The organism is Actinacidiphila guanduensis (assembly GCF_900103985.1).
Classification (GTDB): domain Bacteria; phylum Actinomycetota; class Actinomycetes; order Streptomycetales; family Streptomycetaceae; genus Actinacidiphila; species Actinacidiphila guanduensis.
Map to the genome: position 1 here is coordinate 438,913 of NZ_FNIE01000004.1, position 24,917 is coordinate 463,829.

At 74.9% G+C, this 24,917-nt stretch carries 21 protein-coding genes; 9 read left to right on the forward strand and 12 right to left on the reverse strand.

Going from position 1 to position 24,917, the window contains the following annotated elements; all coding sequences use genetic code 11:
- The first annotated feature begins 201 nt into the window (after positions 1 to 201).
- From BLR33_RS10880 to BLR33_RS10890, 3 genes are all read left to right on the forward strand, one after another.
- On the forward strand, positions 202 to 915 hold the full coding sequence (locus BLR33_RS10880; protein WP_143031675.1) for a hypothetical protein: 714 nt from the start codon (positions 202 to 204) through the stop codon (positions 913 to 915).
- A gap of 191 nt (positions 916 to 1,106) precedes the next feature.
- Positions 1,107 to 2,186, forward strand: a complete 1,080-nt coding sequence (locus BLR33_RS10885; RefSeq protein ID WP_093784130.1) for a zinc-dependent alcohol dehydrogenase family protein — start codon at positions 1,107 to 1,109, stop codon at positions 2,184 to 2,186.
- A gap of 395 nt (positions 2,187 to 2,581) precedes the next feature.
- Positions 2,582 to 4,315 (forward strand): sensor histidine kinase, encoded by a 1,734-nt coding sequence (locus BLR33_RS10890; protein WP_176930232.1) that lies wholly within the window; start codon positions 2,582 to 2,584, stop codon positions 4,313 to 4,315.
- Between the two features lie 467 nt (positions 4,316 to 4,782).
- Here the strand turns inward: BLR33_RS10890 and BLR33_RS10895 are convergent, their stop codons facing one another.
- Together BLR33_RS10895 and BLR33_RS10900 are read right to left on the reverse strand one after the other, a co-directional pair.
- Positions 4,783 to 5,775 (reverse strand): Acg family FMN-binding oxidoreductase, encoded by a 993-nt coding sequence (locus BLR33_RS10895; protein ID WP_245771330.1) that lies wholly within the window; start codon positions 5,773 to 5,775, stop codon positions 4,783 to 4,785.
- 130 nt (positions 5,776 to 5,905) lie between these two features.
- A complete protein-coding gene (locus tag BLR33_RS10900) occupies positions 5,906 to 6,226 on the reverse strand; it encodes an ArsR/SmtB family transcription factor (RefSeq protein WP_093784131.1) in 321 nt (106 codons plus the stop codon).
- Positions 6,227 to 6,362: 136 nt separating this feature from the next.
- Between BLR33_RS10900 and BLR33_RS10905 the strand changes: the two genes are divergently transcribed.
- The 3 genes from BLR33_RS10905 to BLR33_RS10915 all read left to right on the forward strand — a co-directional run bounded on the left by BLR33_RS10905 (position 6,363) and on the right by BLR33_RS10915 (position 9,501).
- Positions 6,363 to 7,031, forward strand: coding sequence for a haloacid dehalogenase type II (locus BLR33_RS10905; RefSeq protein WP_093784132.1), 669 nt, complete (start codon positions 6,363 to 6,365; stop codon positions 7,029 to 7,031).
- Between the two features lie 196 nt (positions 7,032 to 7,227).
- Positions 7,228 to 8,022, forward strand: a complete 795-nt coding sequence (locus tag BLR33_RS10910) for an SAM-dependent methyltransferase (protein WP_093784307.1) — start codon at positions 7,228 to 7,230, stop codon at positions 8,020 to 8,022.
- 189 nt (positions 8,023 to 8,211) lie between these two features.
- Positions 8,212 to 9,501, forward strand: a complete 1,290-nt coding sequence (locus tag BLR33_RS10915; RefSeq protein ID WP_218136639.1) for an ATP-binding protein — start codon at positions 8,212 to 8,214, stop codon at positions 9,499 to 9,501.
- Positions 9,502 to 9,508: 7 nt separating this feature from the next.
- On the opposite strand, the gene pcaDC is transcribed toward BLR33_RS10915, so the two are convergent.
- The 5 genes from pcaDC to BLR33_RS10940 form a co-directional block, all read right to left on the reverse strand.
- Positions 9,509 to 10,696, reverse strand: a complete 1,188-nt coding sequence (gene pcaDC / locus BLR33_RS10920) for a bifunctional 3-oxoadipate enol-lactonase/4-carboxymuconolactone decarboxylase PcaDC (RefSeq protein ID WP_093784133.1) — start codon at positions 10,694 to 10,696, stop codon at positions 9,509 to 9,511.
- Between the two features lie 63 nt (positions 10,697 to 10,759).
- Positions 10,760 to 11,371, reverse strand: a complete 612-nt coding sequence (gene pcaG / locus BLR33_RS10925) for a protocatechuate 3,4-dioxygenase subunit alpha (protein WP_093784134.1) — start codon at positions 11,369 to 11,371, stop codon at positions 10,760 to 10,762.
- A complete protein-coding gene (gene pcaH, locus BLR33_RS10930; RefSeq protein ID WP_093784135.1) occupies positions 11,368 to 12,123 on the reverse strand; it encodes a protocatechuate 3,4-dioxygenase subunit beta in 756 nt (251 codons plus the stop codon). The genes pcaG and pcaH overlap by 4 nt, the downstream gene beginning before the upstream one ends.
- 47 nt (positions 12,124 to 12,170) lie before the next feature.
- A complete protein-coding gene (locus BLR33_RS10935) occupies positions 12,171 to 12,800 on the reverse strand; it encodes a CoA transferase subunit B (RefSeq protein ID WP_093784136.1) in 630 nt (209 codons plus the stop codon).
- A complete protein-coding gene (locus tag BLR33_RS10940; RefSeq protein ID WP_093784137.1) occupies positions 12,800 to 13,576 on the reverse strand; it encodes a CoA transferase subunit A in 777 nt (258 codons plus the stop codon). The genes BLR33_RS10935 and BLR33_RS10940 overlap by 1 nt, the downstream gene beginning before the upstream one ends.
- A 380-nt stretch (positions 13,577 to 13,956) precedes the next feature.
- Here BLR33_RS10940 and BLR33_RS10945 point away from each other — a divergent pair, with 380 nt between their 5' ends.
- Complete coding sequence (locus tag BLR33_RS10945) at positions 13,957 to 14,808, forward strand: EI24 domain-containing protein (RefSeq protein WP_093784138.1); 852 nt, start codon at positions 13,957 to 13,959, stop codon at positions 14,806 to 14,808.
- Here the strand turns inward: BLR33_RS10945 and BLR33_RS10950 are convergent, their stop codons facing one another.
- The 4 genes from BLR33_RS10950 to BLR33_RS10965 all read right to left on the reverse strand — a co-directional run bounded on the left by BLR33_RS10950 (position 14,809) and on the right by BLR33_RS10965 (position 20,800).
- Positions 14,809 to 15,570 carry an SDR family oxidoreductase gene (locus tag BLR33_RS10950; RefSeq protein WP_093784139.1) on the reverse strand — a complete coding sequence of 254 codons (762 nt, stop codon included), beginning with the start codon at positions 15,568 to 15,570 and terminating at the stop codon, positions 14,809 to 14,811.
- A gap of 145 nt (positions 15,571 to 15,715) precedes the next feature.
- On the reverse strand, positions 15,716 to 16,363 hold the full coding sequence (locus BLR33_RS10955; protein WP_093784140.1) for an isochorismatase family cysteine hydrolase: 648 nt from the start codon (positions 16,361 to 16,363) through the stop codon (positions 15,716 to 15,718).
- A gap of 393 nt (positions 16,364 to 16,756) precedes the next feature.
- A complete protein-coding gene (locus tag BLR33_RS10960) occupies positions 16,757 to 17,956 on the reverse strand; it encodes a PP2C family protein-serine/threonine phosphatase (protein ID WP_093784141.1) in 1,200 nt (399 codons plus the stop codon).
- A 414-nt stretch (positions 17,957 to 18,370) separates the two neighbouring features.
- Positions 18,371 to 20,800 carry a SpoIIE family protein phosphatase gene (locus BLR33_RS10965; RefSeq protein WP_245771331.1) on the reverse strand — a complete coding sequence of 810 codons (2,430 nt, stop codon included), beginning with the start codon at positions 20,798 to 20,800 and terminating at the stop codon, positions 18,371 to 18,373.
- A 414-nt stretch (positions 20,801 to 21,214) separates the two neighbouring features.
- Between BLR33_RS10965 and BLR33_RS10970 the strand changes: the two genes are divergently transcribed.
- On the forward strand, positions 21,215 to 22,408 hold the full coding sequence (locus tag BLR33_RS10970; protein ID WP_093784310.1) for an alanine--tRNA ligase-related protein: 1,194 nt from the start codon (positions 21,215 to 21,217) through the stop codon (positions 22,406 to 22,408).
- Between the two features lie 112 nt (positions 22,409 to 22,520).
- On the opposite strand, the gene BLR33_RS10975 is transcribed toward BLR33_RS10970, so the two are convergent.
- Positions 22,521 to 23,024 carry a peptidylprolyl isomerase gene (locus BLR33_RS10975; protein WP_093784142.1) on the reverse strand — a complete coding sequence of 168 codons (504 nt, stop codon included), beginning with the start codon at positions 23,022 to 23,024 and terminating at the stop codon, positions 22,521 to 22,523.
- 196 nt (positions 23,025 to 23,220) lie between these two features.
- Between BLR33_RS10975 and BLR33_RS10980 the strand changes: the two genes are divergently transcribed.
- On the forward strand, positions 23,221 to 24,912 hold the full coding sequence (locus BLR33_RS10980) for an MFS transporter (protein WP_107408869.1): 1,692 nt from the start codon (positions 23,221 to 23,223) through the stop codon (positions 24,910 to 24,912).
- Positions 24,913 to 24,917: the final 5 nt, after the last annotated feature.

Consider the following 24,917-nt stretch of genomic DNA (forward strand, 5'->3'; position numbering starts at 1 on the left):
ACCAGGGACGCGAGGCCGCTCCAGCCGCCATGGAGGCGAGGCCGCTCCAGCCGCCATGGAGGCGAGGCCGCCTCCGCGGTATCACCCCGCGCCGTCGCCGGCGGAATGTCCGGCTCCTGCTACGAACGCCCGGGCGGCCGCCCACAGGGGCCGCACAGCTGGTTCAGTGAGGGCAACGACGGCTCGGCCCGGGGGGACGGCATGGCCAGGAAAACGTCGGTCGGCAGGACCGCGCTGTTCGGCACCTCACTGGCGGCGCTGGCGGCACTGACCGCGGGCTGCACGCAGAGCCCGGCGCACAAGGCGCCGCCGCCCACCCGGACCCCGCGCCCGCACCCGTCCCCCGTCGCGGGACCCGCGCACCCGGTCGGCGAGGCGGCCCGGCTCGGGCGCGCGGACGACGAGCTGATCACCCTGATGGGCAGCACGTCCCTGCCCGAGGAGCGGCCGCGGCCCGCGCAGGACGCCGTGGTGGTGATCCACCGCGTCCGAGGCGACGGCGGGGAGGTGGGCTGGCTCTCCGGCGACGACTTCTGCCTCGGCTACTACCGCACGGCGTACACCACCGTGGCCTGCGGCTCCTACCACACCACCGCCAAGGCGCCCGTCAAGGTGCTCGGACCACTGATCGCCGTGGACAGCTTCTCGGCCGGGTCGAAAGACCGGGACCAGCCGCAGATCTCCGTGGCCGTCGTCGGCGACGCGGGCCCCTACCGCGTCGTCGGGGACCGCGCCCACGAGGTCGTCCTCCACCAGGCCCGCGCCGTCCTCGACCCCGCCCGCCCGGTCACCCTGCTGAGCTGGACGTCCCCGGCACCCGTCTCCTCCAAGGGCGTCAGGATCTGCGACGCGGCCGGCGCGCACTGCGTCGACCCCGACGAGGGCACGGCACTCCCCCCGACCGCCGGGACCTGACACCCGCAGGCACGTCCTCCCGGCCCCCACCGTGCCGGGCCTTCACGCCCGGCGGTGCCTGCGACCGGAACGAGCCGAACGGCCCAGGATGCGGGGACCGCTCCGCCCGTGCGGGCAGGCGGCCGCGGAGCGAGGCTGGAAGGGCAGGGCGGGCCCGCGGCCCGCGCACCCACGGCAGGGGGAGGTCCCCCATGAAGGCACTGGTTTTCCACGGTCCCGGCGAGGCCACCTGGCAGGACGCGCCCGATCCCGCGCTGCGGGAACCGACGGACGCGATCGTCCGCGTCGAGGCCGTCACCATCTGCGGCACCGACCTGCACATCCTCAAGGGCGACGTGCCCGACGTGCGGCCCGGCACCGTCCTGGGCCACGAGGCCGTCGGCGAGGTCGTGGAGGTCGGCAGCGCCGTCCAGGGCGTACGGCCCGGCGACCGCGTCCTCGTCTCCTGCATCAGCGCGTGCGGCCGCTGCCGCTACTGCCGCGAGGGCGCCTACGGGCAGTGCCTGGAGGGCGGCGGCTGGATCCTCGGCCACACGGTCGACGGCACCCAGGCCGAATACGTGCGGGTGCCCTTCGCCGACATGTCGCTGCACGCCCTCCCCGCCTCCGTGGACGCCGCGGACGCCGTCCTGCTCGCCGACATCTTCCCCACCGCCTACGAGGTCGGGGTGCTCGGCGGCGGGGTCCGGCCGGGCGACACCGTGGCCGTGGTCGGCGCCGGCCCGATCGGGCTGGCCGCCATCGCGACGGCCCAGTTGTACTCCCCCGCGCGCATCGTCGCCGTGGACGTGGACGCCTCGCGGCTGGAGGCGGCCAAGCGCCTGGGCGCAGACGCCATCGCCGTCGCCGGCGAGGCCGAACCCCTGGTGGCGGACCTGACCGGCGGCCTCGGCGTGGACGTCGCCATGGAGGCGGTCGGGGTGGCGGCCTCCTTCGAGCAGTGCACCCGCATGGTGCGGCCGGGCGGCACGGTGGCCAACATCGGCGTCCACGGCGGCCCGGCCGCCTTGCACCTGGAGGACCTGTGGTCCAGGAACGTCACCATCCGCACCGGCCTGGTGGATACCTCCTCCACCCCGGTCCTGCTGCGCATGCTGATCGACGGCCGCCTGCCGACCTCCTCCCTGGTCACCCACACCTTCGAGCTGGGCGCCATGGAGGACGCCTACGACGTCTTCGGCCGCGGCGCCGAAACGGGCGCCCTGAAGGTCGTCCTCGGCGGCCCCACCCACGACACGGTCACCCTCCGCGACCCCCCCGAACCCACCTGACCCCACCGACTACAAGGGGCTCCGTCCGGGGCCCGCGTAGGCACAAAGGGTTCCCAGCGGGGGTGCCCGTGAGCGAGAACCAGCGGGAGGTCGAAAAGCCCTGGAGCCGAAGGGCGCGTCGCTGTCGAAAGGGAGAGCGCGCGGAAGTTTCTGAGGAACGAAGAAACTGAGCACGGTGGACCGTCGACAGTGACTCCAGCGCCCGGAGGCGGAAGGGCGTCTCAAAAAAAAGGGGGAAATGGGCGCCCAATACAAAAGAAGCCAGCCACCCGACGGCCCCCGTGAGAAAGACCCCGCATATGCCCCCCACATGTCCGCTTCCCCCCTCTCCCCCGCCGCCCGGCCGGTAGCCTGGAAGCGTGGTGTCCGGGCCGGACCGCGAGGCGGAGGTTCAGGTGGGCGACGGGAGCGAGCGGCGGGAGAGCCATCTGCCCCGGCTGCGACTGGACGAGCTCCTGGACGAGCTGCAGAACCGCGTGGACGCGGTCCGCGCCACCCAGGACCGCGTGCACAGCCTGCTGGAGGCGGTGCTGTCGGTCGGCCGCGAGCTGGACCTGGAGCAGGTGCTGCGGCGGATCGTCGAGGCGGCGGTCGCGCTGGTGGACGCCGAGTACGGGGCGCTGGCCGTCGTGGACGGCGACTCGCTCAGCCAGTTCCTGACCGTCGGTGTCGACGAGGAGCAGGCGAAGGCGATCGGCCCGCTGCCCACCGGCCACGGCCTGCTCGGCGAGCTGATCCGCCACCCGCGCGCGCTGCGCCTGCCCGAACTGGCCGATCACCCCTCCTCCTGCGGTTTCCCGCCGCATCACCCGCCGATGCACACCTTCCTCGGCGTGCCGATCCGGGTGCGCGACGAGGTGTTCGGCAACCTCTACCTCACCGAGAAGCACGGCGGCGGCACCTTCGACGGCGAGGACGAGACGGTGCTGCAGACCCTCGCCGTCGCCGCGGGCGTCGCGATCGAGAACGCCCGCCTGTACGAGGCGAGCCGCCGCCGCCAGGACTGGCTGGAGGCGAACTCCGACATCGTCGCCCGCCTGCTGTCGGGCGAGAACGAGATGGACGTGCTCCAGGCCATCGTGGAGCACGCCCGGCGGATCCTGGGCGCGGACCTCGGCGTGCTGGCCCTCCCGGCGCCCGGCGGGAAGGAACTGCAGGTGATGATCGCCGTCGGCATGGACGCCGACGCGCACCGCGGCCTGGTGCTGCCGTACGAGGGCTCGTTCATGGGCGCGGCACTCACGGCCGGCCGCCCGATCACCACCTCGCAGATCCAGAAGGACGAGCGGGCCTCGGCGGGGCCGCCGCGCTGGAGCGGCCTGGGCCCGGTGGCGGCGGTGCCGATGATCACCGACGCGGGGCCGCGCGGGGTGCTGCTGCTCGGCCGGCCCGAGCGGGCGGCCTCCTTCGGCGAGGACGAGACCGCGCCGCTGCTGGCCTTCGCCGGGCAGGCGGCCCTGGCGATGGCGCTGGCGGAGCAGCGGCGCACCACCGAGCAGCTCGCCGTCCTGGAGGACCGCGACCGTATCGCCCGCGACCTGCACGACCTGGCGATCCAGCGGCTGTTCGCCACGGGGATGACGCTGCAGAGCGCGCTGCGCTTCGTGGAGCACCCCCAGGCGACCGAGCGGCTGATGCGCGCGGTGGACGACCTGGACGAGACCATCAAGATCATCCGGTCCACGATCTTCGGGCTGCGCGCCCGGGAGGCCGAGCGCGGTCACGCGGGGCTGCGGGCCAGGATCGCGGCGAGCGTGGAGCAGGCCGCGCGCACACTGGGCTTCACCCCGGCGCTGCGGATGCAGGGCCTGATCGACAACGAGGTGGCGCCCGCGGTGGCGCAGGAAGCCGCCGCGGTGCTGGAGGAGGCGCTGTCCAACGCGGCCCGGCACGCGCAGGCGAGCGCGGTCGAGGTGTCGGTCACGGTGGAGTCCGGAGCGCTGACCCTGGCGGTCACCGACAACGGCCGCGGCCTGCCGGCGGAGACCCCCCGCAGCGGCCTGCGCAACCTGGCGGAGCGCGCCGAGCGCCTGGGCGGCACCTTCACCGCGGGTCCGGCCCCGAAGGGCGGCACCCGCCTGGTGTGGGAGGTCCCGTCGGGCATCCGGGACAGCGCGCGGACCACGTGAGGGGTTGCGCGCGGGCGCGAAGAGGCGGCTGGCCGACGCCGTACGGCCCTGGCCGCGCGGACAGCGGCGCACGGTGGAACCGCCCGCCCGCGTAGGCCCGGCGCTGGCCACGTGAGCGATTGCGTACGGAGGCGGGCAGGCCGCAGCCGACGCCGTACGCCCTCCGGCCGCGCGGACAGCGGCGCACGGTGGAACCGCCCGCCCGCGTAGGCCCGGCGCTGGCCATGTGAGCAGTTGCGCGCGGGGGGCCAGCCGCACCCGGCACCGTACGACCCCGGCCGCGCGGACAGCGCCGTACGGCGGAACCACCCGACCGCGTAAGGCCCGGCGCGCAGACCACGTTCGGGGGCGCGCAGAGCCGCGCGCACGCTGACGCATGGCGGAACCGCCCGACCGCGTGCGGCAGGCCGCACGGCGTTCCCCCGGCCGCACGCGCGGTCCCGCCCGCCGCCGGGACCTCCCCGGGTCTACTCCTCGTCCAGCACCTCCGCCACCGGGCGGCGCGGGGTCGCGCTGCCCTCGGGCCCGTAGCCCAGGCGCAGCAGCATCTGCGGGTGCTCGACGCCCTCGCGGACGTCGCGCAGGGCCCAGCGCAGGTCGGGCCACTCCAGGGCCTGGTGGAGGAGGGAGGCGCGCAGGCCGCGGGCCGTGGCGGTGAGCAGGACGTGTTCCAGTGCCTGCCCCGCGCGGACCCAGTCGGCGGGCCGGTCGCCGGCGGTGGCGAGCACCGCGACCAGCGGGTGGGCCTCGAAAGCCTCGCGGGGCCGCCGGTCGGCCGGGCTCGCGGCGGTGAAGTCGCGCAGCGGCACGGTGCCGTTGGCGTCGCGCGGACCGAGCGCCTCGGCGGGTATGCCGTCGCGCACCCAGGCGTGGCTCTCGCCCCTGCGGCCGGGGTCGGCGTTGTTGTCCTGCTCGGCCATGGCGGTGAGCTGCAGGACGCGGGTGGTCTCGGTGCGGCCGGGGAAGTGCAGGAGGGCGCCCTCCTCGGCTGCGGCGCGGGCCAGTTCGGCGCGGACCTGCTCGGGGACCGGCCGGGCGGCATAGGGGCGGCGGCTGCTGTGCCGGCGCCAGATCGCGCCGTACAGGTCGTCGAGATCCTCGCGCGAGGTGCGGCCGGGTGCAGAGGCGAGGTCGAGGCTCGCCACAAGGTCGGGTTCGTCGGCCCGGGGCAGCAGCCGGACGAGGGGCTGCCGGCCCTGCTGCTCGCAGGCGATCCGCAGGTTGAACACGGCGGCGCCGACGGAGATGTGCAGCGCCCGCCCGTCGGGGTCGGTGCGCGGCAGGACCCGGTCGGCCGCCGCGCGGACCTGGACGGTCGCGGTGTCGGGGTCGAAGCGGTAGCGCCACGGCTGGGTGTTGTGGATCGAGGGGGCGGCCACCGCCGCCGATACGAGCCGGTGCAGGTCCGCCGCGTCCGGCCGCCTCGCCGCCGCGGCGCCCGCCGTTCCTGGGCTGCCCATCGGATGCCGTCCTTTCCTGCCCCCCTGCGCCTGCCACCCCCACCTTCGGCTCCGCCGCCGGCCCGGCACAGGGGCCGTGCGGCACTTCCCCCGGGGCCGCACGGCCCTCCGGGACGGCCCCGGGCGGGCCCTAGGAGGGGCGGGAAGCGGCGGCCACGGCCGCGATGAGTCCCGGGAAGCGGCGGTCGAGGTCCTCGGACCGCAGGCGCATCCATAGCCGGTTGCCGGCGTCGCGCTGGTACACCAGGCCGGCCTCGCGCAGCACCCGCCAGTGGTGCGTACGGGTCGACTTGCCGACCGAGAGGCGGAAGGAGGCGCACAGCCGCTCCTCGTCGGGCCGCTCGGCCAGCTCCACGACCACGCGGCGGCGCAGCGGGTCGGCGAGCGCGGAGAGCACGGCGCCGAGGTCGATCTCCTCGGCCGCCGGGTGGTGCAGCGCGCCCTCGGCCATGGGTCCCGCCGTCTCCCGTCCGCTCAAGGTACGTCACTCATCGTACCTTCGGGGCTATGCTCACCGTCAGGGCGTCGGCCGCACCGCGGCGAACGGCGCCCGGGGACACCGACCGCCGCCCGAGGGAAGGACAGCGATGAGCCGGGTGATCGCCTTCGACGTCAACGAGACGCTGCTCGACCTGCGGGGCCTGGACGGGCCGTTCACCGCCGCCTTCGGCTCGGCCGCGCTGCGGCCCCAGTGGTTCGCGCTCATGCTGCAGCTGTCGTTCGCGGGCGGACTGACCGGCGCCTACACCGACTTCACCACCGCCCAGCACGCCGCGCTGCGCATGCTCGCCGAACGCGAGGGCACCGAGCTCGGCGACGCGGCCGCCGAACGCATCGTGCGCGGGATGACCGAGCTGCCGGCGTACCCGGAAGTCGCCGCCGCGCTGGGCCGGTTGCGGGGCACCGGGGTGCAGGTGGTGGCGCTCACCAACTCGCCGGAGGCGGTGGCCCGGGCCCAACTGGCGTACGCGGGGCTGTCGGACCTCTTCGACCGGGTGGTCTCGGCCGACGCCGTACGCCACTTGAAGCCCGCGCCACAGCCCTATCTGCACGTGGCCGAGGTCTGCGGGGTGCCGGCCGCCGAGGTGCGACTGGTGGCCGCGCACTGGTGGGACGTGGCCGGTGCGCTGGAGGCGGGCTGCCGCGCGGCCTTCGTGAGCCGGCCCGGCCAGGTGCTCAGCCCGCTGGGGCCGCGGCCCGACATCGTCGCGCCGGACATCGCGGGCGTCGTGGACGCCTTGACCGCCGCAGGCTGACACGCCGTGTGCGGGGCCGGTCCCGTGCGGTGACCGGAAGGGCCGGGAGACGTGGCCGATGTCTCGTCCGCTGCGGACGATCGTGGCGGAACAGGGGGCGTGGGCTGGGCAGTTGATGTGGGAAGCTGTGCTCGATCGGGGGGTGCCGGCCGGGGCGGGTCCGGGCGCGGCGGTCAGCGAGGGGATGGAGCACGACGTGACGCAGAACGGCTTCCGCGCCGAGGAGATCGACACCAGCAGGCCGCACCCGGCCCGCATCTACGACTACCTGCTCGGCGGCAAGGACAACTACGAGGTGGACCGCGCGGCCGGCGACCTGCTGGCGGACCGGGCGCCCGAGGTGCGCGTCGGGGTGCAGGCCAACCGCGCGTTCCTGCAGCGGGCCGTGCGGTACGTGGTCGGCAGCGGCGTGCGGCAGATCCTGGACATCGGCACGGGCCTGCCCACCTCGCCCAACGTGCACGAGGTCGCCCGCGCCCTCGACCCCGGCGTGAGCATCGCCTACGTCGACAACGACCCGATCGTCCACACCTACGCCAACGCGCTGCTGCGCACGTCGGCGCCGACCGCTGTGGTCCTGGGCGACCTGCGCGAGCCGGCGGCGGTGCTGGCCGACCCCGAGGTGCGGCGGGTCATCGACTTCACGCAGCCGGTGGCCCTGCTGCTGGTGGCGATCCTGCACTTCCTGACCGAGGCCGATGAGCCCGAGCGGGTCGTCGCCGAGCTGCGTGACGCGCTGCCCGCGGGCAGCTACCTGGTGCTCTCGCACGCCACCGGGGACTTCGCCGACCGCGTCGAGGCCGAGGCCGTCTACAACAATGCGACCGCGACCCTCAACCTGCGCGAACGGGCCGCGGTGGAACGCTTCTTCGCGGGCTTCGAGCTGGTCGAGCCGGGCCTGGTCCAAGTGCCCTTCTGGCGGCCGGACGGCACCGCGCCCAAGGGCTCGGCGGAGATCGGCTTCTACGGCGGGGTGGCCCGCAAGGTGTGACCCTCCCCCGCTCTCCCGCCGCTCTGCCGCCCGCTCGTTCCGCACAGGTCCCGGCGCTCGTCCGGGGGTCGTCGCGCTCTTCCGGTCGACGGGGGCGGTGGGCCCGGCCGACAATGGGAGCCGGCGGCGGAGCGGCCCCCCGGGCCGCGAGTGGCCCGGCACGCGGGCGGCGCGGCGCCTGCCGGCGGGATGGTGGCCATGCCCTCGTGGCGACTGCGCGAATTCCATGACGACGACCTGGACCGGGCCGTCCAGATCTGGGACCAGAGCCGGCTGGCGGACGACGCCCCACCGGTCTTCCCCGTCTCGGAGGTGATGGCCGCCGCGAGGGCGGGCGCGCCCGCGGTGGTCGCGCTGGTCGGCGACGACCTGGTCGGCATGGCGGTGGCGCAGGTGCAGGGCGAGCGGGCGTGGATCACGCTGGTGGCGCTCGCGGCCCGGTGGCGCAACCGCGGCATCGGCAGCGCGCTGGTCGGCGAGCTGGAGCGCCGGTTGCGGCCGCAGGGCGTGCGCCGGATCAGCGCGCTGCTGCCGCCGGGCGCCACCGGCGACACCGCGCTGGAGAACTCCGGCTACACCCGCCGCGAGGGCCTGGTGCTGCACGAGAAGGTCGACCACCTGGGCGCGGGCGACGCCGGGCTGCTCGCCGAGCTGGGCGGGCGGGTGCAGCCGCGCGGGCTGTGGGAGGCGCTGGCCGGGATGGAGCGCGAGAAGGAGGCCATCGAGCGGCGGATCGTCCTGCCGCTGGCCGAGCCGGCGCTCGCCGAGCGGTACGGGGTGTCGCCGCCGAAGGCCGTCATCCTGTTCGGGCCGCCCGGCACCGGCAAGACCAGCTTCGCCAAGGCGGTCGCCTCCCGGCTGGACTGGCCGTTCGTGGAGTTGTTCCCCTCGCGCCTGGCCGCCTCGTCCTCGGGCGGCCTGGCCGCCTCGCTGCGGGACACCTTCGCCGAACTCGCCGAGTTGGAGACGGTGGTGCTCTTCATCGACGAGGTCGAGGAGATCGCTGGGGTGCGATCGGGCCGGGCGGTGGACCCGGGCCACGGCGTCACCAACGAGCTGCTCAAGCTCATCCCGGGCTTTCGCGACGGCGACGACCGGCTGCTGATCTGCGCCACCAACTCCGTACGGTCCCTGGACCCGGCGTTCCTGCGGCCCGGCCGGTTCGACTACGTGATCCCGGTCGGCCCGCCGGACGCCGCGGCCCGCTCGGCGATCTGGCGCCGCTACCTCGGGCCCGCCGCCGACGGTGTGGAGCTGGCGCGCCTGGTGGCGGCGAGCGAGATGTTCACGCCCGCCGACATCGAGTTCGCCGCCCGCAAGGGCGCGCACGCGGCTTTCGAGCGCGAGGTCGCCGACCACCTCGGCACGCCCGCCTCCACCGGCGACTACCTGGTCTCCATCGTGCAGACCCGCACGACGCTGACCGAGCGGGCGCTCGCGGAGTTCGCCGAGGACATCGAGGCGCACGCGCGCATGTGACGGGCCGTCAGTTTTCGTTGTCGAGGTCCGCCAGGACGCGGGAGGCGATGGCGAAGGCGGTGTTGGCGGCGGGGACCCCGCAGTAGACCGCCGACTGGAGCAGCACCTCGCGGATCTCGGCCCGTGTCAGGCCGTTGGTGAGGGCGGCGCGCACGTGCATGGCGAGTTCGTCGTGGTGGCCGCCGGCGACCATCGCGGTCAGCGTCATGCAGGAGCGGGTGCGGCGGTCGAGGCCCGGCCGGGTCCAGATCTCGCCCCAGGCGTAGCGGGAGATCAGGTCCTGGAAGGGCGCGGTGAAGTCGGTGGCGGCCGCGGCCGCGCGGTCCACCCAGGCGTCGCCGAGGACTTCGCGGCGTACGGCGGTGCCGGCGCGGTGGACGTCGGCCCGGGTCGCCGCGCGGTCCGGCAGGGCGGCTTCGGGTGCGGGGGCGTCCTCGTCGCGGCGGAGGTGCGCACGCAGGGCCGCGAGCACCGCCGACGGCTGCTCGGCGACCGCGAGGTGGCCGGCCCGCGGCACCTCCACGAGCGCGGAGTCCGCGATGCCGTCGGCCAGTTCGCGGGCGTACGCGGGCGGGGTGCCGGTGTCGTCGCGGCCGGCCAGGACGAGGGTGGGCGCGGTGATCCGGTGCAGGTCCGCGCGCAGGTCGTATCCGGCGAGCGCGTCGCAGCAGGCCGCGTACGCTTCGGGGTCGGCGGTCCGGTGGTCGTCGACGAGCGCCCGGGCGGCGGCGGTCGCGGCGAATCCGGACCTCGGGCTGAACCAGCGTCCGGGCGCCGAGTCGGCCAACTCGCCGAGCCCGCCGGCCCGTACGGCCCGGGCGCGCTCCTGCCAGCCGCCGGGGGTGCCGAAGCGGGCCGAGGAGCACAGCAGGGCGAGGGAGCCGACCCGGTCCGGGTGGTGCACGGCGAGCCAGGCGCCCACGGCGCCGCCCAGTGACACCCCGGCGTAGTCGAAGCGCGCCACGCCCAGCTCGTCGGCCAGTTCCAGCACGAGGGCGGCGAGAGCGGCGACGGTCGCGGGGGTGTCCGCCGCGGGGCTGCCGCCGTGGCCGGGCAGGTCCCAGCGCACCACCCGCCGTCCGGCGGCGAGCCGCGGCACGTGCGCGTCCCACAGGCGCAGCGACGTGCCCAGGGACGGTCCGAGCAGCAGCACCGGCCCGGTGGCGGGCCCGTCGCTGCGGTGGTGCAGCCTCATCCGGCAACTCCTCGCCTGTCGTGGTGTGTTCGCCCGGTCATTCGGCGCGGTGTCCGAAGCGGGTCATCCGAAGTCGAGGAACACCGTCTCGCGGTCCGGCTCGCCCTGCAGGGTGATGTCGAACCTGTGCACGCCGGGGCGTTCCGCGGGGGCGAGCAGGGTGGCGCGCCGGTGGGCGGGAAGGGCGTCGAGCAGCGGGTCGGCCGCGGGCTCGGCGAGGTAGGCGCGGGTGTAGAGGTGGTGCAGCAGCCCGCGGGCGAAGACGCACACCGCCACGTAGGGCGCCGACTGCGGCGGCGGCAGGGTGCGCACCGCCCAGTGCCCGTCGGCGTCGGTGGAGACCCGGCCGAAGCCGGTGAACTCCACGCCGTCGCGGCCGAGTACGGAGCCGTCGGCCGGGTCGCGGCGCAGCGAGCCGGGCGCGCCGGTGCGCGAGCCGTCGGGGGCGGCCTGCCAGAACTCCAGCAGGGCGTCGGGGACGGGCTGCCCTGCGCCGTCGAACACGCGGCCGTGCAGGGTGAGGGCCCGCAGGTCGCCTTCGGGGGCGAGGGCGCCGCCGCGCGGGAAGGGCAGCGCGTGGCCGTAGAAGGGGCCGACGGTCTGCGAAGGGGTGGGCGGCACCGTCCGGTTGCCGGTCCCGGTGCATGAAGTGCCGTGCGCGGCTTGCTCGTTCACCGCTGCTCCTCCGGCTCGGTCCAGGTGGCGGCGGGGCCGTCGAGCACGATGTCGAAGCGGTAGCCGAGGGAGAACTCCGGCTGGGACAGGGCGTGCACGTAGTCGGCGACCAGGCGGCGCCGGGCGGCCGGGTCGGTCACCGAGTGCAGGATCGGGTCGTAGGGGAAGAGCGGGTCGCCGGGGAAGTACATCTGGGTGACCAGGCGCTGGGTGAAGGCGGTTCCGAAGAGCGAGAAGTGGATGTGGGCGGGCCGCCAGGCGTTGAGGTGGTTCCGCCACGGGTAGGCGCCCGGCTTGATCGTGGTGAAGGAGTAGCGCCCCTCGCCGTCGGTGAGGCAGCGGCCCACGCCGGTGAAGTTCGGGTCGAGCGGGGCGGGGTGGTCGTCGCGCTGGTGGGCGTAGCGGCCGGCGGCGTTGGCCTGCCAGATCTCCACCAACTGGTGCCGTACCGGCCGCCCTTGGCGGTCCGTCACCCGGCCGGTGACGGTGATGCGCTCGCCGAGGGGTTCACCGAGGTGCTGGCGAGTGAGGTCGTGGTCGAGGGCGGTGACGTCGGTGGCGCCGAAGACGGGTCCCGAGAGCTCGACGGCCTCGGGGTCGCGCACGGCGGCCAGGCGCTGGTGCGGGTGGCGCAGGGCGCTGCTGCGGTAGGGGGCGTAGCCGCGGTCCGGGTGGGGGCCGCCGCCGGGGACCGCGGCGGCGATCTCGGCGTCGATGTCGGCCTGGCTGGACAGGGCGGGCGGGGCTGCCATGGGGTGGTCCTTTCTGGGCGTCGCGGGGGCCGCTTCGGGCAGGGGGCTCAGCCGTTCACCGGCGCCGCCGTGCGCGCCCGCACCTCGTCGGCGGTGACGCCCGGCGCCAGGTCGGCCAGCCGCAGCCCGTGCGGGGTCACGTCGAGGACGGCGAGGTCGGTGACGATCCGGTCCACGCAGGCGCGGCCGGTCAGCGGAAGGGTGCAGGCGGGCAGGATCTTCGGCGCGCCGTCCTTGGTGGTGTGCTCCATCAGCACGATGACGCGCCGGGCGCCGTGCACGAGGTCCATCGCGCCGCCCATGCCCTTCACCGTGCGGCCGGGCACCATCCAGTTGGCGAGGTCGCCCGCAGCCGAGACCTGCATGGCACCGAGCACGGCGGTGTCGATGTGGCCGCCGCGGATCATCGCGAAGGACAGCGCGGAGTCGAAGAAGGAGGCGCCGGGCAGCACCGTGACGGTCTCCTTCCCGGCGTTGACGAGGTCGGGGTCGACCGCGTCCTCCTGCGGGTAGGGGCCGACACCGAGGATGCCGTTCTCGGAGTGCAGCAGGACCTGGACGCCGGGCGGCAGGTGGCCCGGGATCAGCGTGGGCAGGCCGATGCCGAGGTTCACGTACGAGCCGTCGGCCAGCTCCAGGGCCGCGCGGGCGGCCATCTCCTCGCGGGTCCAGGCCATCAGTGCCGCACCTGCCCGGGCCGGGGCGCGACCGTACGCCGCTCGATCGCCTTGTCCGCGGCTTGCTCCGGGGTCAATTGCAGCACGCGCTGGACGAACACGCCGGGCAGGTGGACGCCGTCCGGGTCCAGTTCGCCGGGCTCCACCAGCTCCTCCACCTCGGCGATCGTCACCCGGCCGGCCATCGCGGCCAACGGGTTGAAGTTCCGCGCGGCCTTGGCGAAGACGAGGTTGCCGTGGCGGTCGCCGCGGGCGGCCCGCACGAGGGCGAAGTCGGTGGTGATGGCGCGCTCCATGACGTACGGGCGGCCGTCGAACTCCCTGACCTCCTTGGGCGGCGAGGCCGTCGCCACCTCCCCGTCCGCGGTGTACCGCCAGGGCAGGCCGCCCTCGGCGACCAGGGTGCCGACACCGGCCGGGGTGAAGAACGCGGGTATCCCGGCGCCGCCGGCCCGCAGCCGCTCCGCGAGGGTGCCCTGCGGGGTGAGCTCCAACTCCAGTTCGCCGCCCAGGTATCGGCGGGCGAACTCCTTGTTCGAGCCGATGTAGCTGCCGGTGACGCGGACGATCCGCCCGGCGGCCAGCAGTGTGCCGAGCCCGCCGCCGTCCACCCCGCAGTTGTTGGACACGACCGCGAGCCGGTCCGCGCCCTGCCGCAGCAGCGCGGCGATCAGCACGTTGGGCACACCACTCAGCCCGAACCCGCCGACCGCGAGCGACGCCCCGGCCCCGACGTCCGCCACCGCCTCGTCTGCGGTGGCCACGACCTTGTCCACGATGCCGCCCTGTTCGCCAGGTGAACTTTTGTTCACAACTGCTGCGCAGTCTCCGCCGCCCCCCACCCCCCTGTCAACCACCCGCCCACCGCCCCCGAAGGCCAAGCCCCACCAGAAGCGCGAGGAACCGCGCGGCAAGCCCCGACCGGCCGACGGCCGGGCACGGACAGGCGAGGGCACACGGGTCGCCGCTCTTGGGGGCGCGGGGAACTGCGCGAGAAGCACCCACCGGCCCGCAGCCGGGCACGGCGCGGGTAGGGCAGACGAGTTGCCGCTTCTTGGGGGCGCGAGGAACTGCGCGACAAGCCCCCCACCGGCCGGCGGCCGGGCACGAGACAGAAGCCCAACGGCGAGTAGCCACCCCCCGCTACGATCCCGGCATGGGCGAGCTGATCAACGGCCTGCGACTCCTCGTCGCGGGGCAGCGATGGATGGTGCGGCACCCGCGGGACTGGCGGTTCGGCATGGTGCCCGCCCTGCTCACCCTGCTGGGATACGCGGCCGCGCTCACCGCGCTGGTGCTGTGGGCCGGGGACCTGGTGGCCTGGGCCACGCCGTTCGCCGACCACTGGCAGTCCGCCTGGCGCGGCGCCTTCCGCGACCTGCTCACCGCCGTGCTGGTCGGCGGCGGCCTGCTGCTGGCCGTCCTCTCCTTCACCGCGGTCACCCTGCTGGTCGGCCAGCCCTTCTACGAGGCGCTGGCCGGACGGGTCGAGGACGCCGAGGGCGGCGCGCCCTTGCCGCCCGAGCGGCCGCTGTGGCGCGAGCTGTGGATCTCCGCGCGCGACAGCGTCCGCGTCCTGCTGCGCGTGGCGGCCTTCGGGATCGTGCTCTTCGCGGCCGGCTTCATACCCGTGGCGGGCCAGACGGTCGTGCCCGCGCTCGGCTTCTGCGTCTCCGGTTTCTTCCTCACCCTCGAACTCGCCGGCGTCGCCCTCCAGCGCCGCGACATTCCCCTCACCGACCAACTGCGGCTGCTGCGCCGCCGGTTGCCCCTCGTACTCGGCTTCGGTGTACCGCTCGTCCTGGTCTTCCTGCTGCCGATCGTCGCGGTCGTGCTGATGCCCGGCGCGGTGGCGGGCGCGACCCTCCTCGTCCGCGAACTGCTGCCGCCCCCGCCGCAGTCGGACCCGGAGGCCGACAACTCCGCACCGGCGCCGGGCACTCGGCCCGACCAGGACCCGCCGGACCAGGAGACGGCTGCCGGGCGGGCCCCCGAGCAGCAGCCGTGATCAGGCCGGCACGAACTGCTGCCCGCCGTCGATGTCGTACGTGGCCCCGGTCAGTGCCTCGTTGACCATCAGGTGCACCGCGAGGGCGGCGACGTCGGCCGGCTCGACCACCCGCCCGATGGGCAGCGTCCTGCGCAACTGCTCGCGCCGCTCCTCCAGTCGGTCGCCCAGCAGCGTGGCCGACAGCGGGGTGTCCACGAATCCGGCCGCGATCAGGTTCACCCGCACCGGCGCGGTCTCCAGGGCGAGGTTCGCGGTCAGCGCGGGCAGGGCCGCGGTCACCGCGCCCATCACCGCCATGCCGCGGGCGGGCCGCCGGCCGCCGGTGCCGCCGACGAACAACAGGCTGCCGCCGGGCCTGACCTTCTCCCGGCCCGCCCGCGCCACCGCCAGCGTCGTGGCGATCCGCCCGCCGAACTCCTGCCCGGCCCGGCCGAGATCCAGCTCCGCCAGCGGCGTGTACGACGGGCTGCCGGCGGTGACCATCACATGGTCGATCGGACCGGGCAGCTCCCGCAGGTAGCCCTCCAGGCGTTCGGGGTCCGCGGCGTCGAAGGCGGCCGTGCTCACCGGCTTCAGCTCGCGGGCGGCCCGCTCCAGCCGTTCGGCGTTGCGCGCCACCAGCACCACCTCGCCGCCGGCCGCGCGCACCTGCCGCGCCGTCTCCAGGCCCATGCCCGCGCTGCCCCCGACCACCACGACCGTCTGCCCGGCCAGGGCGCCGCCCGCCTCGGCGGCCGCGTTCCCGCTCACGGCGCTCATCACTGGTCACCGTCCCTCCGGCTCGGCCTCCGTACGTCCCTCCGCTCGTCCTGCATGATCGCCTCCAGGCGGTTGTCGGATGTCGGTGTGTGCGGGCAGCGCCCTTCGAAGTGCCCCTGGGAACCCGGCGGTTGGCGAACCCTGGTCACGGCAGGGCCGTCCGGCTCCCCTCACCCACCGCCGCCAGCCACTCCTCGGTGGTCAGGACGGCGTGCGCGTACAGGGGCGCGTTGAGTTCGAAGGTCGCGGTCATCTCCTCCCAGGTGAAGGAGGCGATGGCGTCGCGGACGAGGGTCACGTGGTAGCCGAGCTCCTGGGCGAAGCGCGCGGTGGTGTCCACGCAGGTGTTCGCGCGCATCCCGATGAGGACGACCCTGCGGACGCCGTGCTGTCTGAGCAGCAGGTCCAGGTCGGTGTGGGCGAAGCCGCTCGACGCCCAGTGCTGCGCCGCCACGAACTCCCCCTCGCGGGGCCGGAAGTCGGGGTGCCACTGGGCGCCCCAGCTGCCCTCCGCGAAGACCTGCGCCTGCCGCACGCGGTGCTGCGTGGGCGACAGGTGCTCCCAGGTGGTGTAGTCGGCCGGCGCCGTCCGGTGGTGCGGCACGATGAGCACGCGCAAGCCCCGCTCACGTGCGGCGGCGAGCACCTGGCGCATGTGGTCCAGCAGCCCGACCCCTTCCGCGACCTCCTTCGCCCGGGGCCACAGCTTGCCCCCGTCGGACAGGAAGTCGTTGTAGGGGTCGACGACCAGCAGGGCGGTCTCTCGCGGCGGGTAGCGCGCCTCGCCGCTCATCGCGTCCTCGGGCCGGCGCCCGCCCGCACACCCACGCTGTACCGCGGGATCTCCGGAGGGCCGCAGTGCGCCACTGCCATGGGGACCGCCTCCGCGTCGATTCGGCTCCGGAGTTTCAGTCTGTCACTCGTACGGCGGTGTCGCGCGCTGCCGGACGCCGGCTCGAAAGCCCCGGCGGGGAGGCACGTGAACGCGCGGGCGCCTCAGGGCCCGGCGGGCTCCTCGTCGCCGGACGCCCCTGCTCGGCGCCCGGCGACGAGCGCCGGCCGCCCGGCAGCCGGGGTGTCCGTCCTGTACCGGAAAAAGACGACGAGCGCCTGGTCCGGCGCCCCGGGGCGGCCGCGCGGCGGACTTCCTGGCGCCCTGGGTGGTTCCAGACGGCGGGCCCGGCGGTCACACGACGCGCTGGAGGGCCACCATGGCGAGGTCGTCGGCCAGCCGGGACCGGGTGTGGCGCAGCACGTCGGCACGGATGTCGGCCAGCAGGGTGTCGGGCCGGTCGGCGGTCCAGCGCACCAGGCGCTCGGCGAGCGGGTAGAAGACGCCGTCGCGGTCGCGGGCCTCGATGACGCCGTCGGTGTAGAGCAGCAGGATGTCGCCGACGGCCAGGTCGTGGGTGTCGATGTGCTGCGCCTGCCAGGTGAGGTCGCCGAGGCCGAGCGGCAGGTCGGGGGTGCTGGGGAAGAGCTGCCGTACGGTGCCGCCGCGGATGAGCAGCGGCGGCGGGTGCCCGCAGTTGGCGATGCGGACCTGCTCGCCGTCGTCGGAGACGTCCACCGCCACGGCGGTCACGAAGCGCTCGTCGTAGGCGCTCTCGATCTCCGCCGGATCGTCCATCCCCTCGACGACGGGCGTCGGGACAGGGGCCGCGCCGGGCGCGGTGAGGGTCACCGGCTCGGGGTACGCCGACAGCTCGTGCAGGTCGGCACGCAGGCCGGAGTCGAGGTACCCCATCAGCTCCGAAAGCGGGGCCCGTACGCGGGCGGCGCGGCGGAACGCGCTCAGCAGGAGGCTGACGACCTCCACGGCGCCAAGGCCCTTGCCCTGCACGTCGCCCACGAGGACGCGGGCGCCGCAGCGGCCGGTGGGCGCGGCCGCGTACAGGTCGCCGCCGATCGCGGCCTCCTCCTCGGCCGCGAGGTACATCGAGGAGATGGTGACCCGGCCCATGCGTTCCGGCAGCGGGCGCAGCAGGGCCCGCTGGGTGACCTCGGCGACCTTGCGGGCCTGCGCGAGTTCGTGCTCGCGCCGGTTGCGGAGGCGAGCGGCCAGCACGGAGGCGCCGCTGACGAGGACGACGGTGGCGAGCACGACGGGGAAGTTCACGGTGTCGAGCGTGCGGTTCTCCCACGCCGTCACGACGGCGCCGCCGAGGGCGAGGACGCCGAGGAAGAGGACGGGGAGGGGGCCGAGGAACACAGCGGAGAGCGCGGGTACCGCGACCACCAGCCCGCTGATCCGGATGTCGCGGCCGCCGAGCAGGTCCACGGCGACCAGCGCGGCCAGGATCGCCAGCGGGACGGCCAGCCGCATTGCCCGGGACCTGATCACCTGCGACACGCCGGGCCGCGTGTCCGCGCCGGTCGGGTCCATACGGCAACGCTACCGCTGGGGTGCGGGCCCTGCTCGCTGCAAGTGACGGGCCCCACCGTGCTCCCGCGCCCACGGCACCCTGTCCGGAGGGTCCCCCGCACCCCGTGCTCACGGCGCCGTCCTGCGACGGGGGACGCCCCGCCGCCCCACGGCCTCGCTGGTGCCGGGCTACCGCCCCGCCTGCCCCCAGTCCGGGCCCCGGACCTCCCCCGGTGGACGGTTGCTCACCCAGTTTCTCCCCCCAAAGCCCCGCCTGGGAGGTACCCCCAGCGCCTCTGTGCACCTTGCCCTTCGCGCGAGCGGTCCCCCGTACCGCCCAGGGGTGCCGCCCCGGACGAAGCCACTGCGTGGCCGGCCCCTTCCCGGCGCACGGACCGGCACCGGCACAGCGGGGCGGACGCGGAGCCGTCCTGCTCAAAGGGAGGGCGGGCGGGCTGTGAGGATCAGGACCGCTTGGTCGTCGTCCGTGGGGACGCCGCTGGTGTGGTGGGTGACCGCGCGGATGAGGGCGGCGAGGACCTCGCGGGCCGCCGCCGGGGGCGGCGGCGCGGCGAGGGCGCGGGTGATTCCGTCGTCGCCGAACTCGGCGCCCGTGCGGTCGCGCGCCTCGGTGATGCCGTCGGTGGTGAGGACCAGGGACTCGCCGGGCAGCAGCGGCAGGCCGAACGGTTCGGGAGCGGCGTCGGGGAAGGCGCCCAGCAGCATGCCCGCCGTGGCGAGCTGGGTGGGGTCGCGGCCGGGGCGGTGATGGACGGGCATCACGTGGCCGGCTCGGACGAGGTCGATCGCGAGGTGGTCCGGCCGCGGCGCGAGGTGGCCGTAGACGAGGGTGACGAAGTCGCCGCCGGCCCCGCCGGGCGCGCGGTCCAGCAGCGCCTTGTTGATGGCCGCGGTGACGGCGACGGGGTCGGGCAGCAGCGGCGCGACGGCCCGCGCGGTGTGCCGTACGAGGGCGGTGATCGTGGCGGCCAGGGCGCCGCGCCCGCAGACGTCGCCGATCATGAAGGCCCAGCGGTCGCCCGGCAGCGGGAAGACGTCGTAGAAGTCGCCGCCGATGTCGAGCCCTTCGCCGGCCGGGCGGTAGTAGGCGGCCAGTTCGCCGCCGGGCAGCTCGGGCATGTCGGTGAGCAGCAGGCCGGCCTGGAGGTCGTGGGCCAGGCGGGCCCGGTCGTGGTACTGGCGGGCGTTGCGGGCCACGGTGGAGGCCCGGTGGGCCAGCTCCTCGGCGAGCGCGATGCGGCGCCAGTCGAGCACGTCGGCGCCGGTGCTGAGCAGGGTGAGTGTGCCGTAGGTGCGGGCGCGTTCGCGCAGCGGGATGCGGACGTGGCCGCTGACGTCGAGGGCCTGCCAGTGGCCGGGGACCGGCGGTGCGCCGCGGCCGATCCGGGTGGCCTCGGGTTCGTTGCGGTCCCCGGAGCCCACGACGGCTCCGACGCCGTGCCCGCCGGAGGCCAGCAGGTCCTGCTGCCTGCCGTCGGCGGCGACGGCCGCGATCCGCCGCAGCCGTCCGCCGGAGACGGCGTCGATGACGCAGACGGGGGCGAGACCGGGCACGCAGAGCCGGGCCAGGTGCTGGAGCGTCTGCTCGTAGTCGAGGTCGCGGGTGAGCGCGGTGCCGGCCTCCAGCAGGAAGGCCAGATCCTCGCGGGCCGCCTTCTCCTTCTCCTCGGCCTGCGCGCGGGCCTCCTCGGCGCGGTGCCGTTCGACGGCCAGGCCCGCGATGCGGGCGAAGGACGCGCTCAGCGCGAGGTCGGCCGCGTCGGGGGTGTGCGGGACACGGTGGTACAGGGCGAAGGTGCCGAGCAGTTCGCCGGACGCGGACAGGATCGGGGTGGACCAGCAGGAGGCGACTCCGGCCCGGCGGGCGACCTCGTGGTAGCCGTTCCAGAACGGGTCGGCCGCGATGTCGGCGACGACGACGGGCTCGCGCCGGTGGGCGGCGGTGCCGCACGAGCCCATGCCCTCGCCGATGGCGATGCCGTCCATGGCGTCGTTGTAGAAGCGGGGCAGGCTGGGCGCGGCGCCGTGCCGCAGGTGGGTGCCGTCGGGGTCGGCGAGCAGCACGGAGGCCAGGACGCCGGGCGCGAGTTCCTCGATGACACGGGTCAGGGCGTCCAGCACCTCCTGGACCGGGGCGTGCCGGGCGATCTGCTCCAGCAGGGCGCGCTGCTCGGCGGCGAGCGCCTGGGTGTGCTTGAGCGGGGTGGTGTCGATACCGAGGACGCGCACGCCGAGCACCCGTCCCCCGGCGTCCCTGCGGGGCTCGACGGTGAGGTCCAGGTACGCCTCGGTGCTGCGGCCGCCGCACTCCAGCCGGACCGGGAGGTCCTGGCCGGAGCGGGGGGCGCCGGAGCGGTAGACCTGGTCGAGGAGGGCGAGCAGGTGCCGGCCGGCGGGTTCGGGCATGCTGCGGGCGAGCGGGCTGCCGACGGCGGAGGGGCCCGTGCCGAAGACCTTGTGGAAGGCGTGGTTGGCCACCAGCAACCGGTGCTCGGGTCCTTCCAGGAGGGCGAGCACGGCGGTGGAGCGACCGAAGAGAGCGTCAGGCGCGTCGGCGTCGATGCCGGCAAGGGGGGCGGGGCTGCGGGCCCGGGAGGTGTCGGGCCCGGAGGACCCGGCGCCGTCGCGACCGTGGGACTCGGCGGAGGCCAGGTCGAGCGGGACGTCGAGCGGGATCTCGACGGGGGGCTCGCCGGAAGCGTCGTAGCCCATGTCGGCGGGGACGTCACCGGGCATCTCGTGCGGCTCGGGGGAAGCGCCGGGGCCGGTGGACGCGCCCGGTGCGGGCCGCCGGGCCGAACGCCCCTCGGGGCCGCGGCTGCCGTGGGCGGTGCGAGCGGTCATCGGCGGGACTCCCCTCGCGGTCGAGTCGCGGTCCTGCACACAGATTCCCACTCTGCCACATATGCCCGAACAACAGTAAATGCCTGATTTGCAATGATATGGGCGTTACGGCCGGCTGCGGCGCGACCGCGGTCCGCAGCCGCGGAAAATGCGGCGGCACCCGTGCGGCCGCCCTGTTACCGTCGAGGACATGAAGGTCATCGACCGCACCACCGCGACCGCGCGAGCGACCAGCTCGCCGGTTGCCGCCGTCTGATCTCACCCCTCCCCGGCGACCGGACACGGTCCGCCGGGCGGCCCCTCTTCCGGAAGTGCTCCGCGTGTCACGCGGCCCCACCGGCGGCCCCTCCCCCGCCGCGACCGCCGGCCGCCACACCCGCAGCCACCGGAAAGGCACCCGATCCCATGAACACCATGAACACAGAGCGGACCACGGAGCAGATCGCCGGAACCTTCCTCCGCTTCTTCCGCGACCGCGGCCACCACGTCCTGCCCAGCTCCCCGCTGGTCCGCCCGCACGACGACCCGGTGCTCTTCACCACCTCGGGCATGCACCCGCTCACCCCGTACCTGACCGGCCGCCCCCACCCCGAGGGCGCCCGCCTCGCCGACGTGCAGCGCTGCCTGCGCACCACCGACCTGGACGAGGTCGGCGACCTCACCCACCTGACCGCCTTCCAGATGCTCGGCTCCTGGTCGCTGGGCGACTACGGCAGCCCGCAGAGCCTGACCTGGGGCTACGAGCTGCTGACCGGCGAGTACGGCATCGCCCCCGAACGGCTGCACGCCACCGTCTTCGGCGGCGACGGCCAGGTCGGACCCGATACCGCCGCCCTGGAGACCTGGCGGGAGCTGGGCGTCCCGGTGGAGCGGACGGCCGCGGACAACTGGTGGTCCAACGGCCCCACCGGGCCATGCGGCCCCGACTCGGAGATCTTCGTGTGGACCGGCGACGGCGACCCGACGGGGACGCCGGGCACCGACCCGCGCTGGGTCGAGGTGTGGAACCACGTCCACATGCGCTACCGGCGGCACGAGGACGGCAGCCTGACGGACCTGCCGCGCGGCAGCGTCGACACCGGCATGGGCCTGGAGCGGCTGGTGACGGTCCTGCAGGGCGAGCGGTCGGTGTACGACAGTGACGTCTTCGCCCTGTGGCGGCGGCTGCTGCCGCGCGAGTGGGGCCGCGACGACGTGTCCCGGCGGATCGTCACCGACCACCTGCGCTCCTCGATCGCCCTGATCGGCGACGGCGTACGGCCCGCGGCCACCGCCCACGGCTATGTGCTGCGCCGGCTGGTGCGGCGCGTGCTCACCCTGCTGTGGCGCGACGAGCCGGGCGCCACGCTCGCCGGCCTGCCGCGGCCGCTGGTGGACGAGACGCTGCACCGCTTCGCCCTGCCCCCGGAGCGGGGCCCGCTGGCGCGCGAGGTGCTGCTCGCCGAGGAGCGGAAGTTCGCCGCGCTGCTGGAGCGCGGGCGCCGGGTGCTGTCGCAGCGGCGGTTCGCCGGGCCGCTCGGCGAGGAGGACCTGGCCTACCTGCACGACACGCACGGCCTGCCGCGCGACCTGGTGACCGCCCTGCGTGCCGAGCAGCCGGGCCGCTGACCCGGGCCCCGGCCGGAACCGCCCGCCGCGGCGCACGCGAAGCGCCCCCGCCCCGCGGAAGTCCGCGGAGGACGGGGGCGCGCCGGCGTGGTGGGAACGCGGGCGGGAGGGGTCAGGCCGGGACCGTGCCGGACTCGGTGATGACCACCTTTGAGGTGGTGGAACCGCTGCGCGAGCCCTTGGACTCGATCGTGCGGACCAGGTCCTCGCCCTCGACGACCTCGCCGAAGACGACGTGCTTGCCGTCCAGCCAGGAGGTCACCACGGTGGTGATGAAGAACTGCGAACCGTTGGTGTTCGGGCCCGCGTTGGCCATCGAGAGCAGGAACGGCCGGTCGTGCTTGAGCTGGAAGTTCTCGTCCTCGAACTTGTTGCCGTAGATGCTCTTGCCGCCGCGGCCGTCGCCGCTGGTGAAGTCGCCGCCCTGGAGCATGAAGTCCGGGATCACCCGGTGGAAGGCGGAGCCCGCGTAACCGAAGCCGTGCTCGCCGGTGGCCAGCTCGCGGAAGTTGCGAGCGGTCTTCGGCACCACGTCGTCGAAGAGGCGGAAGACGATCCGCCCGGCGGGCGCACCGTCGATGGAGATGTCGAAAAAGACGTTGTCCTTGTTGCTCATGGGCTCCATCCTGGCATCCCCCCGGCCCGCGCGTGACCACCGCCCCGTCCGCGGTCGGCCCGGGCCGCGCCCGTACGGGCCGCTGCGGCTGGCAGGCGCGGCCGCTGTGCCCGAGTGTGGGGGACGGCGGGGGACACGGCCGGGCACGCGGGTGCCGCGGTCACGGCAGTCGGGACACGGCAGTCGAGGAGGGCGGATGGCAGTCACGGCCGGCAGCGGCGGGCGGTCGCGGAACCTGGTGCTCGCGGCGATGATCTTCGCCGTCGCCATGACCTTCATCGACCAGACGATCGTGTCGATCGCGGTACCCCAGATCCAGGACGAGCTGGACCTGTCCAACACCGGCGTGCAGTGGGCCGTCAACGCCTACCTGCTGGCGCTCGCGGCGTTCTTCGCCTACGGCGGCCGGCTCGCCGACACGGCGGGCCACCGCCGGGTGGTGGTGGCGGGGGTGGTGCTCTTCGCCGCCGCCTCGCTGCTGTGCGGGCTCACCCCGAAGGGCGGCGCGGCCCAGGCGTGGATCGTGGTGTTCCGGGCGGTGCAGGGCGTGGGCGGCGCGCTGCTGTTCCCGGCGGCGCTCGGCATCGTGGTGCAGACGTTCGCGCTGCGTGAGCGGGGCAAGGCGCTGGCGCTGTTCTTCGGCATCGCGGGCGGGCTGACCGCGGTGGGGCCGGTGCTGGGCGGCTGGCTGACGGAGTGGACCTGGCGGGCCATCTTCTGGGTGAACATCCCCGTCGCCGTGATCGCGCTGGTGCTGATCGCACTGTCGGACCCGGTGACCGAGCACCGTCCCGCGCCCATGGACTACCGCGGCCTGGCGCTCATCGCGGCCGGCATCGGGCTGAGCGTCTTCGGCTTCCAGCAATCGCAGATCTGGCACTGGTCCAACCCGGCGATCGCGCTGTGCATCGCGGCCGGCCTGGTGCTGCTGGCGCTCTTCCACCGGGTGGAGCTGCGCACCGCCTCCCCGCTGATCCAGGTCCGCATCTTCCGGGTGCGGGCCTTCCTGGTGGAGAACCTGGTGCTGGGCATCGCCATGCTGGTCTTCGTCCCGCTGTTCTTCTTCGCCAGCGAGTACGCGCAGATCTCGCTCGGCAAGTCCGCCTCGGGCGCGGGCCTGTACCTGCTGTACTTCTTCCTCGGCTTCGTCATCGCCTCGCAGATCGGCGGGCGGATGCTGGACCGCGGCGGCGCCAAGCGGCCCGTGGTGTGGGGGTGCGCGCTGTCGGCGGTCGGCTTCTACCTGCTGGCGGGCGAGGTGACGCACCTGGACTTCGCCAGCCAGCAGTGGTCGATCGTGCTGGCCGGCGCCGGGATGGGCATGATGCTCACCCCGGCGAGCACGGACGCGGTCAACCGCGCCTCGCGGCTGTCGTACGGCGAGGCCACCGGCATCACGCAGACCGTGCGCAACTACGCGGCGAGCCTGGGCCTGGCCGTCCTCGGCACGATCTCGGTCAGCCGCTTCGAGTCCCACGTGCGCTCCTCGCTGATCGCCCGCGGTACCCCGCCTGACCAGGCGGGCGACCAGGCGCACACCATCGCCCAGGCGCACCAGTCCGCGGGCGGCGGCACCTCCTCGATCCCGCACTTCATCCGCCTGGACTTCGCGTACGCGACCCGCACGGTCTTCTACGTGATGGCCGGGATCATGGCGGCGGCCGCGATCGTGGCGTGGATCGGACTCGAGCGGGGCCTGCAGGCCGAGGAGGAGGGCACGGAGGCGGCGGGCGAGCCGGGCGGAGCGGCCGGGCCGGGCACACAGGGCACGCACGGCACGCAGGGCCCGGGCGAGCAGGCCGCGGGCCCGGGCGGTCCGGGGCAGGACGGTCCGGCGCAGGACGGCAAGGGGGCCGAGCCGCCGAGCGGGAGGACCCCGCCGGTGTGACTGTG